Genomic DNA, 14,215 nt, shown 5'->3' on the forward strand with positions numbered 1-14,215 from the left:
CTCGACTTACAACGGCTTGACGATGAACAAGCCGTCTTCGTGGCCCTCTTCGGAGCCACCGTAGACTTGCTCGGCCACGGTGCGGATCTTGCTGCCGCGAGCGGCGAGGATCTGGTCCATCGCGCCGGCAAACCAGCCAGTGAACATGTAGTCGACCTTGCGCCCGACCTTGCCGTACACATAGACGAACGCCGAGTGCTCGAGCTTGACACTGGCGGTGCCTTTATCGAGGTCGATGTCCTGGATCTTGAACAGGCCCCAGCCGCGCTGCGACAGGCGCTTCATGTAGTGCTCGAACACCGCGACGCCTTCCAGGCCATGGCATTCGGCTTCCTTTTCACACCAGTGCCAGGCGGACTTGTAGCCGGCCTTGTAGAGGATTTCGGCATAAGCTTCAGCGCCCAGCACTTCCTCGATGCCCATGTGGTTGTTAACGAAGAAATGCCGTGGCACGTACAGCATCGGCAGGGCGTCGGACGTCCAGACACCGGTCTCGCTGTCGACTTCGATTGGCAATTGCGGGGCGATCTTGGCCATGGAAACTTAACTCCAGAAAAATTTTGGTGTTGCCCCCGGCGCGGGCGGCCGGGGGAAAGGATTCAGAGGTGCAGTGGCTTATTCGCCCCAAACGTCCTTGAGGACGTTCACCCAGTTTTCGCCCATGATCTTGCGCACCACTCGCTCGGAGTGGCCGCGCTTGAGCAGGGTCTCGGTCAGGTTCGGGAACTCGCCCACGGTGCGGATACCCAGCGGGTTGATGATCTTGCCGAAGCTGGTCAGGCGGCGGGCGTAGCCCTTGTCGTGGGTCAGGTATTCGAAGAAATCCTGGCCATGGCCCTGGGTGAAGTCGGTGCCGATGCCGATGGCGTCTTCGCCGACGATGTTCATCACGTACTCGATGGCTTCGGCGTAGTCGTCGATGGTCGAGTCGATACCCTTGGCGAGGAATGGCGCGAACATGGTGACGCCGACAAAGCCGCCGTGGTCGGCGATGAACTTGAGTTCTTCATCGGACTTGTTGCGCGGGTGCTCCTTGAGCCCCGACGGCAGGCAGTGGGAGTAGCAAACCGGCTTTTTCGACTCGAGGATGACTTCTTCGGAAGTCTTGGAGCCAACGTGGGACAGGTCGCACATCACGCCAACGCGGTTCATCTCGGCGACGATTTCGCGACCGAAGCCCGACAGGCCGCCATCACGCTCGTAGCAACCGGTGCCCACCAGGTTCTGGGTGTTGTAGCACATCTGCACGATGCCCACGCCGAGCTGCTTGAACACCTCGACATAGCCGATCTGGTCTTCATAGGCATGGGCGTTCTGGAAGCCGAAGAGGATACCGGTCTTGCCCTGCTCCTTGGCCTTGCGGATGTCGGCGGTGGTACGCACCGGCATCACCAGGTCGCTGTTCTCGCGGATCAGCTTCTGGCTCGCGGCGATGTTGTTGACGGTGGCCTGAAAGCCCTCCCACACCGACACGGTGCAGTTGGCTGCGGTCAAACCGCCCTTGCGCATGTCTTCGAACAGTTCACGGTTCCACTTGGCAATAATCAGCCCGTCGATAACGATGCTGTCGGCGTGCAATTCGGCTGGGCTCATCAGGCTGTCCCCTTATTAGCGATTCATGCGCCGAATCGTCTGCCGGCGCTTTGGGGCCAGCATATGCCTCGGTGCCTCGGCGACCGGGTGCAAAAACGACAGAGGGTTTGCCGAAAGCGTCAATCCGCGACAAAGGGTCGTCGCCAGGCACAATCAGCGACCTGTTCAAGGCCCTCGGCTTGGGCCAGAATTCGCTGCATCACTGGAATAGAGCGGCGACCTGAATGAAATCCATCCTTCTGGCTTTGGCACTGATTGCGACCGGCGTACACGCAGCGCAGGAGTCCGACGACAACCCGTGCGATAAAGTCGAAAACGACGTCCAGACCCTCGAGTGCTCGGCCTTCAGCAAAACCACCGCCGAAGACCTGCTCAAGGAAAACCTCCAGGGCCTTAGCGATCGCATGCAGTCGCAATACGGCAAAAACCCGTCGCAACTGGCCGACATCACCGCCAAGCTCAAGGCTGCCCAACAGCAGTGGCTGAAGACCCGGGATGCCGACTGCGCCGTCGAAGCCTTCCCGGCCACCGGGGGCAGCAAGGCGTTCACCATTGCCCAGAACGACTGCATTGCGCGGATGAGTGATGAGCGGTCGGAGTTTTTGGAGTCGATTGGGCAGGAATAGTCCTGAATATTCCGGTGAAAGCTGGAACTGCGTCCAGCTTTCAACAGCACTTTCCCTTCTTCCTGCAACACGTTCTGACCCTGCCTACACGTATTGCCTGGAAGCCCCAATCTGTGGGCTTTTCACGCAACATGCTGACAATCGTTGTTGATTGTGCACCTGAAAAATATAAGTAAATATTCGCAAATCTTATAAAAGACTTATATTCTTCAATGAACAGCATCCACTGGACTCGAAAGGCCGTTAAGCAACTCTTGAGATTGCATTCCGCTCACCAGATTCAGGTTCGTGATGCCATCACGGCGCTGGCAGACATGCCCGATGTAGGCAATGTCAAAGCACTGGTCGGTCATGACTACGCTTATCGGCTACGTGTCGGTAATTACCGGGTTATGTTCGACTGGGATGGCGCGATCAAAGTGGTCAGTATTCAAGAGGTTAAAAAACGCGATGAACGCACCTACTGACATCCAAATCATCAACGACGCCGAAGGCAATCCAGCCTTTGTTGTCATTCCCTATGCGCAATACGTGGCACAGAAAATCGAGCCCGACTTGATCCCCCACGAGGTGGTGAGCCGCATTGTCGATGGCGCTACCCCAATCCGCGCCTGGCGCGAACACTTGAACCTTACCCAGGATGAAGTGGCCAAACGAATGGGCATATCCCAGCCGGCATTTGCCCAACAGGAAACGGTCGCCAAGCCTCGCAAGGCCACCCGCGAAAAAATCGCCGCGGCGTTTGGTATCACCGCCACTCAACTTGAGCTGTAAGCTGCACGCTTCAGCCAGTAAAGGGATTCAACATGAAAGTCTGCGGCATCGAAATCAAAGGCAGCGAAGCGATCATCGCCGTGGCCACGCTGGACGGCCAGGCGCTGAGCCATGTCGCGCTCGCCACCAAGAAAATTGCCCTGGACGATGACGACGAAGCCGCCAACGTCAAAGTGTTCGCAGCCCAGGTCGCTTCGTTTGTGCGCGAGAACTCCATCGACCGTATCGCGATCAAGAAGCGCAGCAAGAAAGGTGAGTTTGCCGGTGGTCCGACTACGTTCAAGATCGAAGGGGTTTTCCAGTTACTGGAGAATTGCGAAGTGACGCTGCTGTCGCCGCAGACCATCACGGCGCAGTGCAAGAAATTCAATGTCGATCTGCCGGATACGCTGAACAAATATCAGCACGAGGCCTATAAGGCAGCGTGTTCGGCGTTGGTTAAGAAGTAAGCTGATTCCAAAAGACCCAACCGGCGCCAACCCCCACAGGCGCCGCTTTGCACCCTCACCCACTGGTGCTCACAAACAGACATAAACGTGTCATTTCTGATAGTTAAAAAGCTCAAGGCCAGGCGCATACATTGGAACTTTCCATAAGCGCGCGACTATCACATGGCCAACTTTCTGCCGAACAACATTCACGACGCCACCCCAACCCTGATGGCACAGGACCCGCGCCGCCACTCGATTCGTACCGTAACCTACTACCGTGCCCACCTGGAACAATCACCTGAACCGCGAATCAATCGCCAGGCTTACAACCCGAACGGACACCTGAGCTCTGGGTGGGACCCACGTCTGTGGGCAACGCAAGGCCAGCCTAATCTGAGCATGGTGTACGGGCTCTCCCGCGAACCATTACTGAACAGCAGCGTTGACGCCGGCTGGAAAGCAAGACTGCCGGGGGCCAGCGGCGAGCTTCGATTCGAGTGGGATGGTCGGAACAATCAACGTCAGATCGAGTACGACTACCTGTTACGCCCGATCGCCATCTCAGAGCAAGCTGTCAACGCTGCTTCTGCCACAACTGAGCGGATGTTCTATGCCGACAGCGGCGCCGAGTACAGTCCACATAATCAGTGCGGACGCCTTATTCGCCACGACGACACGGCTGGCTGCCTGCATCTCGAGGAATACAACCTCGCGGGCACTCGGTTAAGCGAATCCCGACAGTTCATGAACGAGCTGTCCACTGTCAATTGGCCAGAACGCTTGACTGACCGCGACAGCAAGCTCGAAACCGAAGGTGAAACCACCCAATGGCGTTTCAATGCCCTGGGTAATCTGGTGAGCCAAACCGATGCTCGGGACAACCAAAGGCTATTGGGCTACGACATCGCAGGCCAGCTCATACAGGTAGCCCTCAAACGCAGGCATTTGCCGGACAAAACGCTACTGAGCAACAGGTGCTATAACGTCAGTGGTCAGATCGAGCACGAAACTGCCGGCAATGGTGTTACGACAACCCGCCGTTATGACATTCAAAGCGATCGCCTGTTGCAACTCACCTCAAGCCGTTCAGGCCATGCTCTTCAGGACCTTGCCTACACCTACGATCCTGTCGGTAATGTCACTCGGATCCGGGACTCGGTCGCAGCGACACGCTACTTCAGGAACCAGCGTACTGACCCCACCAACCAGTATCGATATGACACGCTTTATCAACTGATAGAGGCAAGCGGGCGAGAATCCGTTGCCGCGAGCCAGGGCCGCTTAACGCGCCTGTCACAATCGACAGTGACTAGCAGCTACAAACAGACATTCTCATATGATCCCGCAGGAAACCTGCAAACCCTCATCCATGAAGGCCTTCGAGGTTACACCCGTGAGATGGTGAGCGAGTCTTCAAGTAACCGAAGCCTGCCTAAACCGCAGACAGGCGAGCCAGACTTCATCAAGAGTTTCGACAGCAACGGCAACTTGTTGATCCTGTCCCCTGGCGCACAAGTCATGCACTGGGACAGTCGCAATCAACTCAGCGAAGTCATTCAGGTCACCCGACACGATGAACCGAATGATGATGAACTCTATCGATATGACGGCCACGGCCAGCGACTGCGCAAGGTACTCCACCGCAAGACAAAATCTGCAACCTTGACCAGCGAAGTACGCTATCTGCCCGGGTTGGAGATCCATTACAACGGCCGCGAAGAAGTACGGTATGTCGTGAGTGCTGATGCCGACGGTTGCAACGCGCGGGTTTTGCATTGGCACGAAGACCCGCCCGAAGGCATTGCCAACGACCAGATTCGTTACGGCCTGGGCGATCATCTTGGATCCTGCACGCTGGAACTGGACGAAGATGCCGCGTTGATAAGCCAGGAGGGTTATTACGCCTTTGGCGGCACCGCCTGGTGGCTCGCCCGAAGTGAAACCGAGGCCAGCTACAAGACACTCCGATACTCCGGAAAGGAGCGGGATGCCACCGGGCTTTACTACTACGGGCTTCGTTACTACGCTCCCTGGCTACAGCGCTGGATCAACCCGGATCCGGCGGGTGACATTGATGGTTTGAACCGCTTCCGGATGGTTCAGAACAATCCGTTGCGCTTCAAGGACAGCCAGGGGCTTGCACCGGTTGAGCCCCTTGATGAGTACGAGAAAAACATGGTCGCCGCTGGGAGCGCGATACTTTATCGACGAGCTAATGATTTACCTGAAGATCAGCTGCAGGAGTTCGAACGCGATTTCTCAGCCATGATCGACTTTACAAAAAATGCCATCTCGTCTCTTAACGAACCCACACTTTCGAAAGAAACACAGGAAAAACTAAGAAATATCTTCGGTGAAAAAAACAATGCTCAATACCTGGAAAACGCCGCGAAGGCAGCCAAGGCAAAACTTGAAAAAGTCCTTTCTGGTGCGTTGGCGGATTACATGAGTGGCGATCGTTTTGTCTTTACCGAGAACAATCCACTCAAGCCGAAACGACGGGCATCTACTAAGCATTCCAAGTCTCAAGGCCGGACCATCGTCTATTTGACTCTCAAGAGTCGCCAACAATCTCCCCCACGTAACGCCGCGACACTCTTTCATGAGCTGAGCCATGTTCATGCTGAAACACGCGATTTCTGGTACTTGTTTTCCAACACTTCACCCACTGATACAGAAGAGGCGATTGACGCCAGCATCAATAAAGCACTCGCGAAATCTTTATCGATTGCAAAAAAAGGTCCCGATGTAACGAAAGTCAAAGGAAAAAATCGGGGGGCGCTACAGAAACTCCTCGTCGAGGCATATGAATCAGACCCCTCGCCACAAAACCAGGAGTGGAATGCCCAAATAGCAACCACCGCTAACAACGCGGATAGCTTGTCCGCACTGATCCTTCAATTCAGGCATCGGCCTACGAATTGACAGCAGGGGCATCGCCGCTAAGGACTCTCTGCAACATCTGGTCGCCCCTCAAGACCCCGCCGATCCTCCCGCGGGCACCGCTCATATTTCGCCCGATAACTGCGGGTGAAGTACGACGGCGATTCAAACCCGCAGGCAATGCTCACCTCCAGCACGCTCATGTCGGTCTGCCGCAGCAACTGCCGCGCTTTTTCCAACCGTAGCCGCAGATAGAAATTGCTCGGCGTGTCGTTCAGGTGCAGGCGAAACAGGCGCTCCAGTTGCCGCCGCGTCACCTTGATCGATTCCGCCAGTTCCAGCGTACTCAGCGGCGGTTCGCTGTGCTGTTCCATCTCACCGATCACCTGCACCAGCTTCTTGTTGCTGATGCCGTAGCGCGTGGCGACTTCCATGCGTTGGTGGTCTTTGCGCGGGCGGATGCGGCCGAGCACGAATTGTTCGCTGACCTGGATCGCCAGTTCCGGGCCATGGGCCTGGGCGATCAAATCCAGCATCAAATCAATGGAAGCGGTGCCACCCGCGGAGGTGATGCGCCGGCGGTCGATCTCGAACAATTCCTGGGTGACGCTGAGCTGTGGATAAGACTCCTTGAAGGCGTCGATGGCTTCCCAGTGCAGGGTAAGGCGATGGCCGTCGAGCAAACCCGCCTCGGCGAGGATGAAACTCCCGGTGTCGATGGCGCCAAGGGGCACGCCTTCGTTGTCCAGCCGGCGCAACCAGTGTTCCAGCGCCGGGGTGGCGAATTTCAGCGGTTCGAAGCCGGCGACCACCAACAAGGTCGCGCCTTTCTTCAGCGGCTCCAGCGCCGCATCGGCGTTGACCGACATACCGTTACTGGCCAGCACTGCCCCACCGTCCGCGCTCAACACATGCCAGCGATAGAGTTCGCCACGAAAGCGATTGGCGACCCGCAACGGCTCGATGGCCGAGATAAATCCGATGGCCGAGAAACCCGGCATCAACAAGAAGTAGAAATCCTGGGACATGGAGCGCACTCGCTTAGCAGGTAACAAGAGGCCGGGTAACGAGAGGGCGGGTAGCGTGAGGATGTTGATACGCCAGTTGCAAGCGGCTTTCAAGAGCGCAGGTCGCTGCAGTGCAAGAGCTGGTCGCCGCAGTGCGCTTTCATCGGTGCTTTGCTGCGTAACTTGGCATCACCGGCGCATCAGACACCGGAACTCACAATAAACGAACTGCCGAGGAACCTGAGAATGAAACGACTGATCAGCAGCTGTGTTCTTGCACTCAGTGGTACCGCGTTACTGAGCGCCAGTGTCATGGCCGCCGAACCCGCCGCATGCCAGAACGTGCGCATGGGTGTAGTGAACTGGACCGATGTGATCGCCACCAGTGCCATGACCCAGGTATTGCTCGATGGCCTCGGCTACAGCACCAAACAAACCAGCGCCTCCCAGCAAATCATCTTCGCCGGGATCCGCGACCAGCGTCTGGACCTGTTCCTCGGCTACTGGAACCCGCTGATGACCCAGACCATCACCCCCTTCGTCGATGCCAAGCAGGTCAAGGTGCTTGAAGCGCCAAGCCTGCAAGACGCCCGCGCGACCCTCGCCGTGCCGACCTACCTCGCCGACAAGGGCCTGAAAACCTTCGCTGACATCGCCAAGTTCGAAAAAGAACTGGGCGGCAAGATCTACGGCATCGAGCCGGGCTCGGGCGCCAACACCCAGATCAAGGCGATGATCTCCAAGAACCAGTTCGGCCTCGGCAAGTTCCAGCTGGTCGAATCCAGCGAAGCCGGCATGCTCGCCGCGGTGGACCGCGCCGTGCGTCGCAACGAAGCCGTGGTGTTCTTCGGCTGGGCGCCGCACCCGATGAACGTCAACGTGAAAATGACCTATCTCACCGGCAGCGACGACGCCCTCGGCCCGAACGAAGGCAAGGCCACCGTGTGGACCGTCACCGCGCCGACCTACGCCCAGCAGTGCCCGAACATCGGTCGCCTGCTGAGCAACCTGACGTTCACCGCCGAAGACGAGAGCCGGATGATGCAGCCACTGCTGGATCACAAGGACGCTTTCGAGTCGGCCAAACAATGGCTCAAGGATCACCCGCAGGACAAAAAACGCTGGCTTGAAGGCGTCACCACCTTCGATGGCAAGCCGGCCGCTGAAAACCTGCAACTGACCAGTAAATAAACCCGAACCCACCACCGTCTCGCAGCCCCAAGGGGCTGCGAACGGGACCAGCACGCCTGGCCAAAACCAAAAACTCGCCTGTAAGGAACCGCCAAATGAACCACGACGTCATCATCACCTGCGCACTCACCGGTGCTGGCGACACGACCAGCAAGAGCCCACACGTGCCGGTCACCCCAAAACAGATCGCGGCTGCCGCCGTGGAGGCCGCCAAGGCCGGTGCCACCGTGGTTCACTGCCATGTGCGCGACCCGCAAACCGGCAAGTTCAGCCGTGATGTGGCGCTGTACCGCGAGGTGATGGAGCGTATCCGCGAGGCGGACGTGGACATCATCGTCAACCTCACTGCCGGCATGGGCGGCGACCTGGAAATCGGTGCCGGCGAAAATCCGATGGAATTCGGCCCGAACACCGATCTGGTCGGCCCGCTGACCCGCCTGGCCCACGTCGAAGAACTGCTGCCGGAAATCTGCACCCTCGATTGCGGCACCCTGAACTTCGGTGACGGCGACACCATCTACGTCTCCACCCCGGCCCAGCTGCGCGCTGGCGCCAAACGCATTCAAGAGCTGGGCGTGAAGGCCGAGCTGGAAATCTTCGATACCGGCCACCTGTGGTTCGCCAAGCAGATGATCAAGGAAGGCCTGCTCGACAACCCATTGTTCCAGCTGTGCCTGGGCATCCCATGGGGCGCGCCGGCGGACACCACCACCATGAAAGCCATGGTCGACAACCTGCCCGCCGACGCAGTCTGGGCCGGCTTCGGTATCGGTCGCATGCAGATGCCGATGGCGGCACAAGCGGTATTGCTCGGCGGCAACGTGCGGGTCGGGCTGGAAGACAACCTGTGGCTGGACAAGGGCGTGCTGGCGACCAACGGCCAACTGGTCGAACGCGCCACGGAAATCCTCAGCCGCCTCGGTGCCCGCGTGCTCACCCCCGCTGAAGGCCGCAAAAAGATGGGCCTGACCCAGCGCGGCTAACTCCATACACCCCCCCCTGTTGGAGCTGCCGAAGGCTGCGATCTTTTGATGTTGCTCGCAAAAACAAGATCAAAAGATCGCAGCCTTCGGCAGCTCCTACAGGGGTCACCGAATCTTTCAGGAAATTGCCATGAGCTTTATTACCGAAATCAAAACCTTCGCCGCCCTGGGCAGCGGTGTCATCGGCAGCGGCTGGGTGTCCCGCGCCCTCGCCCATGGTCTGGACGTCGTGGCCTGGGACCCGGCACCAGGCGCTGAAGCAGCCCTGCGCAAACGCGTCGCCAACGCCTGGGGCGCGCTGGAGAAACAAGGACTGGCGCCGGGTGCATCGCAGGATCGCCTGCGTTTTGTCGCGACCATCGAAGAATGCGTTCGCGACGCTGACTTCATCCAGGAAAGCGCCCCGGAACGCCTTGAGCTGAAACTGGAACTGCACAGTAAAATCAGCGCCGCGGCCAAGCCCAATGCATTGATCGGCTCCAGCACCTCCGGCCTGCTGCCGAGCGAGTTCTACGAGAGCGCCACGCACCCGGAACGCTGCGTGGTCGGTCACCCGTTCAACCCGGTTTACCTGCTGCCGCTGGTCGAAGTGGTTGGCGGCAAAAACACCGCGCCCGAAGCCGTGCAAGCGGCGATGAAAGTCTATGAGTCTCTAGGCATGCGCCCGTTGCACGTGCGCAAGGAAGTGCCGGGGTTCATCGCTGATCGCCTGCTCGAAGCGCTGTGGCGTGAGGCGCTGCACCTGGTCAACGACGGCGTGGCGACTACCGGTGAAATCGACGATGCGATCCGTTTCGGCGCAGGCTTGCGCTGGTCGTTCATGGGCACCTTCCTGACCTACACCCTGGCCGGTGGTGATGCCGGTATGCGTCACTTCATGGCGCAGTTCGGCCCGGCGTTGCAGTTGCCGTGGACTTACCTGCCGGCACCGGAACTGACCGACAAGCTGATCGACGACGTGGTCGACGGCACCAGCGATCAACTGGGTAAACACAGCATTTCGGCACTGGAGCGTTATCGTGATGACTGCCTGCTGGCAGTGCTGGAGGCGGTGAAGACCACCAAAGAGAAGCATGGGATGGCCTTCAGCGAGTAGACCGTCAGTTGATGGGCCAGCAGGTCTGGCCCCTTCGCGAGCAAGCCCGCTCCCACAGGGGACGCATTCCAATGTGGGAGCGGGCTTGCTCGCGAAAGCGGTAGCCCAGTCACCACTATTATCGGAACCTGAACCATGCCCACCCTCACCACCTACCAAACCACCATCACCCCCGACTGGGTCGACTACAACGGCCACCTGCGCGACGCCTTCTACCTGCTGATTTTCAGCTACGCCACCGATGCCCTGATGGATCGCCTGGGCCTGGACAGCAACAGCCGGGAAGCCAGCGGCAACTCGCTGTTCACTCTCGAGTTGCACCTCAACTACCTGCACGAAGTGAAACTCGATGCCCAGGTCGAAGTGCACACCCAAATCATTGCCCACGACAGCAAACGCCTGCACCTCTATCACAGCCTGCATCGGGTCGGTGATGCCCAGGAACTTGCAGGCAACGAGCAGATGCTGCTGCACGTGGATCTCGCCGGACCGCGCTCGGCCCCGTTCAGCGAACAATCCTTGAATCGGCTGCAAGCCATCGTCGCCGAACAGGCGGACCTGCCAACGCCCGGGTACATTGGCCGAGTGATCGCGTTACCCCCAAAAAAATAACAAGGAGATCGCCATGAACACCGCCGCTGCATTTGCCGACTTTCGTACCTATCCGTTGATCAGCGCGCTGACTGGCGTGCAAACACTGGCGGACCGGGTTCTGGTGAAGTGGGCCGACGATCGCGTCAGCCCTTTCCATCATCAATGGCTGCGGGATAACTGTCCGTGCCCACAATGCGTCTACACCGTGACCCGCGAGCAAGTGCTGGAAATCGTCGATGTGGCTCAAGACCTGATGCCTGACGCCGTACACATCGACACCGAAGGTTGCCTGTCGGTGGATTGGCAGGATGGCCACGCCAGCCGCTTCGATCCCGGCTGGCTGCGCGCCCACGCCTATGACGATGAATCCCGCGCCGAACGCCTGGCGCGCAAGCCCAAAGCCAGGCTCTGGCACAGTGATTTGCAGTTGCCGGTGTTCGAATATCAAGCCCTGATGAACGACCCGCAGGCGTTGCTGCAATGGCTGCTGGCGGTTCGCGATGTCGGCCTGACCCAGGTTCGTGGCGTGCCCACCGAGCCCGGCTCTCTAAAGCTGATCGCGCAACGGATTTCCTTCATCCGCGAGAGCAATTTCGGCGTGCTGTTCAACGTGCAATCGAAGGCCGATGCCGACAGCAACGCCTACACCGCCTTCAACCTGCCGCTGCACAGCGATTTGCCGACCCGAGAGTTGCAACCGGGGCTGCAATTCCTGCATTGCCTGGTCAATGACGCAGAGGGCGGCGAAAGTATTTTTGTCGACGGTTTTGCCATCGCCGATGCGCTGCGTCGCGAAGACCCGGAGTCATTCAAAAGCCTTTGCGAAATCCCCGTGGAGTTTCGCAACAAGGACCGCCACAGCGACTACCGCTGCCTCGCGCCGATCATCGCCCTGGATACGCTGGGACAGGTATCGGAAATCCGCATGGCGAACTTTCTGCGCGGGCCGTTCGACACTTCGGTGGAACAGATGCCCAAGCTCTATCACGCCTACCGGCGCTTTATCGCGATGACGCGCGAGCCCCGGTTCCGCCTGATGCAGCGGCTCAATCCCGGTGAGCTGTGGTGCTTCGACAACCGCCGCACCCTGCACGCCCGCAACGCCTTCGACCCCGCTACCGGGGCGCGGCACTTCCAGGGTTGCTATGTCGACCGGGATGAGTTGTTGTCGCGGATTCTGGTGTTGCAGCGTTAAGCCTCTAAAAGATCGCAGCCTTCGGCAGCTCCTACAGGTGAAACACGATCCATGTAGGAGCTGCCGAAGGCTGCGATCTTTTGCTTTTCAACCAACCAAAAAAAGCCCCGATCAAGCCGTGACAGGATCGAGGCAGAGGGTACTGTTGAGGAGCCGCCGTGCGAGGGTGACCAAACCTTCGTGAAGCGAGCTGAGCCCAGTGTGCCCACTCCTGCCCACGGCAAGTTAGTCGAAAACGACCTGTTCATAGCCATTGCGGCCATTGCGACAATTCGCCCTTGCTGCTACTGCGTGGCCCTACCAGAATCGAGCCACGACACCGTTCCCTGAAGAAGGATTGCGTCATGATGCACGCCGATTTGATAGACCAGGAAGACCTGTTGGGCCAGCTCAAGTCATTGGGGTTTCAAGTGCCGAACGGCGCCACGGCCGAGCAGGCTTGCGAGTGCGCGGTACGAGGTTTGAACAATGAACGGGCGATAGTGCTGCGCACCATGGTCAAGCAGATGTACACCAGCAGCGCGACGATCCTGCCGGCGGTGCGTCAGGCGATCGACAAGCAGTTGTTGCCAGCGTTGGCGGAGTATCAGCAAAGCCATCGCACCTGAAAGCAAAAGATCGCAGCCTTCGGCAGCTCCTACAGGTTCAATGCGTTCCCCTGTAGGAGCTGCCGAAGGCTGCGATCTTTTAAAGGCGCCTCGGTTTAAAGCCTTACGCTGGCAAACGTCGACTCATTACGCGCCTGGCTCAGCGCCGACAACGGCCCTGACAACGGCGACAGCACCAAGGCTTGCGGCAACGGCATCATCGCCACTTGCTGGGTAGTGTTGGAGCCTACACGCTCGTCACGCGGCGGAATGCCGAAGTATTCGCGGTAGCACTTGGAGAAGTGCGGCGTGGACACAAAACCGCACACCGACGCCACTTCGATGATCGACATCGGCGTTTGCTTGAGCAGTTGCCGGGCGCGGATCAGGCGCAGCTTGAGGTAGTAACGCGACGGCGAGCAGTGCAGGTATTTCTGGAACAGGCGCTCGAGCTGACGACGGGATACCGCGACATAGACTGCCAGTTCGTCGAGATCGATTGGCTCTTCTAGGTTGGCTTCCATCAGCGCAACGATTTCCTGCAGTTTTGGCTGATTCGTGCCGAGCATGTGCTTGAGCGGCACACGCTGGTGATCCTGCTCGTTGCGGATGCGCTCGTAGACGAACATTTCCGAAATGGCCGCCGACAGTTCACGGCCGTGATCGCGGCTGATCAGGTGCAGCATCATGTCCAGCGGCGCGGTGCCGCCGGAGCTGGTGAAACGGTTACGGTCGAGGGTGAACAGGCGGGTACTCATGGCCACCCGCGGGAAAGCTTCCTGCATGGCTGCCAGGCATTCCCAGTGCACGCTGCAATCGAAGCCGTCGAGCAGGCCGGCACAGGCCAGGGCCCAGCTGCCGGTGCACACCGCGCCGAGGCGGCGGGACTGGCGAGCCTGGCTTTGCAGCCATGACACGTGTTCACGGGTCACAGTGCGCTGGATGCCGATACCGCCGCAGACGATGACAGTGTCCATTGGCGGGGCTTTGTGCATGGAGGCGTCGGGGGTGATCTGCAGGCCGTCACTGGCCCAGACCTGGCCGCCATCGACGGTGAGAGTAGTCCACCGATACAGTTCGCGACCGGACAACTGGTTGGCCATGCGCAGGGGTTCCACTGCGGAGGCCAGAGAAATCAGCGTGAAATTGTCCAGCAGCAGAAAGCCGATGGATTGAGGCGCACGGTTCTGGGGTTGGGCCCCGGAGTTGAACGTCGTCATCGCGGTATCTCCTCACACAAAGCGGGTGATGGCCT

The 14,215-nt window shown here is 58.9% G+C and carries 15 protein-coding genes; 11 read left to right on the top strand and 4 right to left on the bottom strand.

The annotated features are described in order from the left end of the window. Positions 1-6: 6 nt before the first annotated feature. Both ACEN83_RS28135 and ACEN83_RS28140 read right to left on the bottom strand, forming a co-directional pair. Positions 7-537, bottom strand: a complete 531-nt coding sequence (locus tag ACEN83_RS28135) for a DUF5943 domain-containing protein (RefSeq protein WP_007975505.1) — start codon at positions 535-537, stop codon at positions 7-9. A 78-nt stretch (positions 538-615) separates the two neighbouring features. Beyond that, positions 616-1,593 carry a dipeptidase gene (locus tag ACEN83_RS28140; protein ID WP_015097138.1) on the bottom strand — a complete coding sequence of 326 codons (978 nt, stop codon included), beginning with the start codon at positions 1,591-1,593 and terminating at the stop codon, positions 616-618. A gap of 224 nt (positions 1,594-1,817) precedes the next feature. Between ACEN83_RS28140 and ACEN83_RS28145 the strand changes: the two genes are divergently transcribed. The 5 genes from ACEN83_RS28145 (at position 1,818) to ACEN83_RS28165 (ending at position 6,349) form a co-directional block, all read left to right on the top strand. Further along, the gene (locus ACEN83_RS28145) at positions 1,818-2,219 is read left to right on the top strand and encodes a lysozyme inhibitor LprI family protein (RefSeq protein WP_495578946.1); all 402 of its coding nucleotides are present in this window, start codon (positions 1,818-1,820) and stop codon (positions 2,217-2,219) included. Positions 2,220-2,431: 212 nt separating this feature from the next. Next, positions 2,432-2,686, top strand: coding sequence for a type II toxin-antitoxin system RelE family toxin (locus ACEN83_RS28150; protein ID WP_104450073.1), 255 nt, complete (start codon positions 2,432-2,434; stop codon positions 2,684-2,686). Beyond that, a complete protein-coding gene (locus ACEN83_RS28155) occupies positions 2,670-2,993 on the top strand; it encodes a helix-turn-helix domain-containing protein (protein ID WP_007975501.1) in 324 nt (107 codons plus the stop codon). Before ACEN83_RS28150 ends, ACEN83_RS28155 begins: the two co-directional genes overlap by 17 nt. Positions 2,994-3,025: 32 nt before the next feature. Beyond that, complete coding sequence (locus ACEN83_RS28160) at positions 3,026-3,442, top strand: DUF3010 family protein (protein WP_495578947.1); 417 nt, start codon at positions 3,026-3,028, stop codon at positions 3,440-3,442. Positions 3,443-3,604: 162 nt separating this feature from the next. Then, positions 3,605-6,349, top strand: a complete 2,745-nt coding sequence (locus tag ACEN83_RS28165; RefSeq protein ID WP_495578948.1) for an RHS repeat domain-containing protein — start codon at positions 3,605-3,607, stop codon at positions 6,347-6,349. 17 nt (positions 6,350-6,366) lie between these two features. Here ACEN83_RS28165 and ACEN83_RS28170 read toward each other — a convergent pair whose 3' ends face one another. Beyond that, positions 6,367-7,335, bottom strand: a complete 969-nt coding sequence (locus ACEN83_RS28170; RefSeq protein ID WP_495578949.1) for a GlxA family transcriptional regulator — start codon at positions 7,333-7,335, stop codon at positions 6,367-6,369. Between the two features lie 225 nt (positions 7,336-7,560). On the opposite strand from ACEN83_RS28170, the gene ACEN83_RS28175 reads away from it, so the two are divergent. From ACEN83_RS28175 to ACEN83_RS28200, 6 genes are all read left to right on the top strand, one after another. Next, positions 7,561-8,505, top strand: coding sequence for a choline ABC transporter substrate-binding protein (locus tag ACEN83_RS28175; protein ID WP_217836572.1), 945 nt, complete (start codon positions 7,561-7,563; stop codon positions 8,503-8,505). Positions 8,506-8,600: 95 nt separating this feature from the next. Then, on the top strand, positions 8,601-9,488 hold the full coding sequence (gene cdhC, locus ACEN83_RS28180; protein WP_007975497.1) for a 3-dehydrocarnitine:acetyl-CoA trimethylamine transferase CdhC: 888 nt from the start codon (positions 8,601-8,603) through the stop codon (positions 9,486-9,488). 130 nt (positions 9,489-9,618) lie between these two features. After that, entirely contained in the window at positions 9,619-10,584 is a 966-nt protein-coding gene (locus ACEN83_RS28185) for an L-carnitine dehydrogenase (RefSeq protein ID WP_007975496.1), read from the top strand. Between the two features lie 135 nt (positions 10,585-10,719). Then, positions 10,720-11,196, top strand: a complete 477-nt coding sequence (locus ACEN83_RS28190; protein WP_495578950.1) for a thioesterase family protein — start codon at positions 10,720-10,722, stop codon at positions 11,194-11,196. 13 nt (positions 11,197-11,209) lie between these two features. Then, positions 11,210-12,373, top strand: a complete 1,164-nt coding sequence (locus ACEN83_RS28195) for a gamma-butyrobetaine dioxygenase (protein ID WP_495578951.1) — start codon at positions 11,210-11,212, stop codon at positions 12,371-12,373. Between the two features lie 344 nt (positions 12,374-12,717). Continuing rightward, positions 12,718-12,981 carry a hypothetical protein gene (locus ACEN83_RS28200; RefSeq protein ID WP_103396701.1) on the top strand — a complete coding sequence of 88 codons (264 nt, stop codon included), beginning with the start codon at positions 12,718-12,720 and terminating at the stop codon, positions 12,979-12,981. 95 nt (positions 12,982-13,076) lie between these two features. Here ACEN83_RS28200 and gbdR read toward each other — a convergent pair whose 3' ends face one another. Continuing rightward, positions 13,077-14,180: a choline metabolism transcriptional regulator GbdR gene (gene gbdR, locus ACEN83_RS28205; protein WP_007975492.1), complete on the bottom strand. Its 1,104-nt coding sequence runs from the start codon at positions 14,178-14,180 to the stop codon at positions 13,077-13,079. Positions 14,181-14,215 lie beyond the last annotated feature (35 nt).

This window comes from Pseudomonas sp. Pseusp49, assembly GCF_059491875.1.

Coding starts and splice junctions, on each gene's coding strand:
- ACEN83_RS28135 (WP_007975505.1), bottom strand. CDS start 537: ATGGCCAAGATCGCCCCGCAATTGCCAATCGAAGTCGACAGCGAGACC.
- ACEN83_RS28140 (WP_015097138.1), bottom strand. CDS start 1,593: ATGAGCCCAGCCGAATTGCACGCCGACAGCATCGTTATCGACGGGCTG.
- ACEN83_RS28145 (WP_495578946.1), top strand. CDS start 1,818: ATGAAATCCATCCTTCTGGCTTTGGCACTGATTGCGACCGGCGTACAC.
- ACEN83_RS28150 (WP_104450073.1), top strand. CDS start 2,432: ATGAACAGCATCCACTGGACTCGAAAGGCCGTTAAGCAACTCTTGAGA.
- ACEN83_RS28155 (WP_007975501.1), top strand. CDS start 2,670: ATGAACGCACCTACTGACATCCAAATCATCAACGACGCCGAAGGCAAT.
- ACEN83_RS28160 (WP_495578947.1), top strand. CDS start 3,026: ATGAAAGTCTGCGGCATCGAAATCAAAGGCAGCGAAGCGATCATCGCC.
- ACEN83_RS28165 (WP_495578948.1), top strand. CDS start 3,605: ATGGCCAACTTTCTGCCGAACAACATTCACGACGCCACCCCAACCCTG.
- ACEN83_RS28170 (WP_495578949.1), bottom strand. CDS start 7,335: ATGTCCCAGGATTTCTACTTCTTGTTGATGCCGGGTTTCTCGGCCATC.
- ACEN83_RS28175 (WP_217836572.1), top strand. CDS start 7,561: ATGAAACGACTGATCAGCAGCTGTGTTCTTGCACTCAGTGGTACCGCG.
- cdhC (WP_007975497.1), top strand. CDS start 8,601: ATGAACCACGACGTCATCATCACCTGCGCACTCACCGGTGCTGGCGAC.
- ACEN83_RS28185 (WP_007975496.1), top strand. CDS start 9,619: ATGAGCTTTATTACCGAAATCAAAACCTTCGCCGCCCTGGGCAGCGGT.
- ACEN83_RS28190 (WP_495578950.1), top strand. CDS start 10,720: ATGCCCACCCTCACCACCTACCAAACCACCATCACCCCCGACTGGGTC.
- ACEN83_RS28195 (WP_495578951.1), top strand. CDS start 11,210: ATGAACACCGCCGCTGCATTTGCCGACTTTCGTACCTATCCGTTGATC.
- ACEN83_RS28200 (WP_103396701.1), top strand. CDS start 12,718: ATGATGCACGCCGATTTGATAGACCAGGAAGACCTGTTGGGCCAGCTC.
- gbdR (WP_007975492.1), bottom strand. CDS start 14,180: ATGACGACGTTCAACTCCGGGGCCCAACCCCAGAACCGTGCGCCTCAA.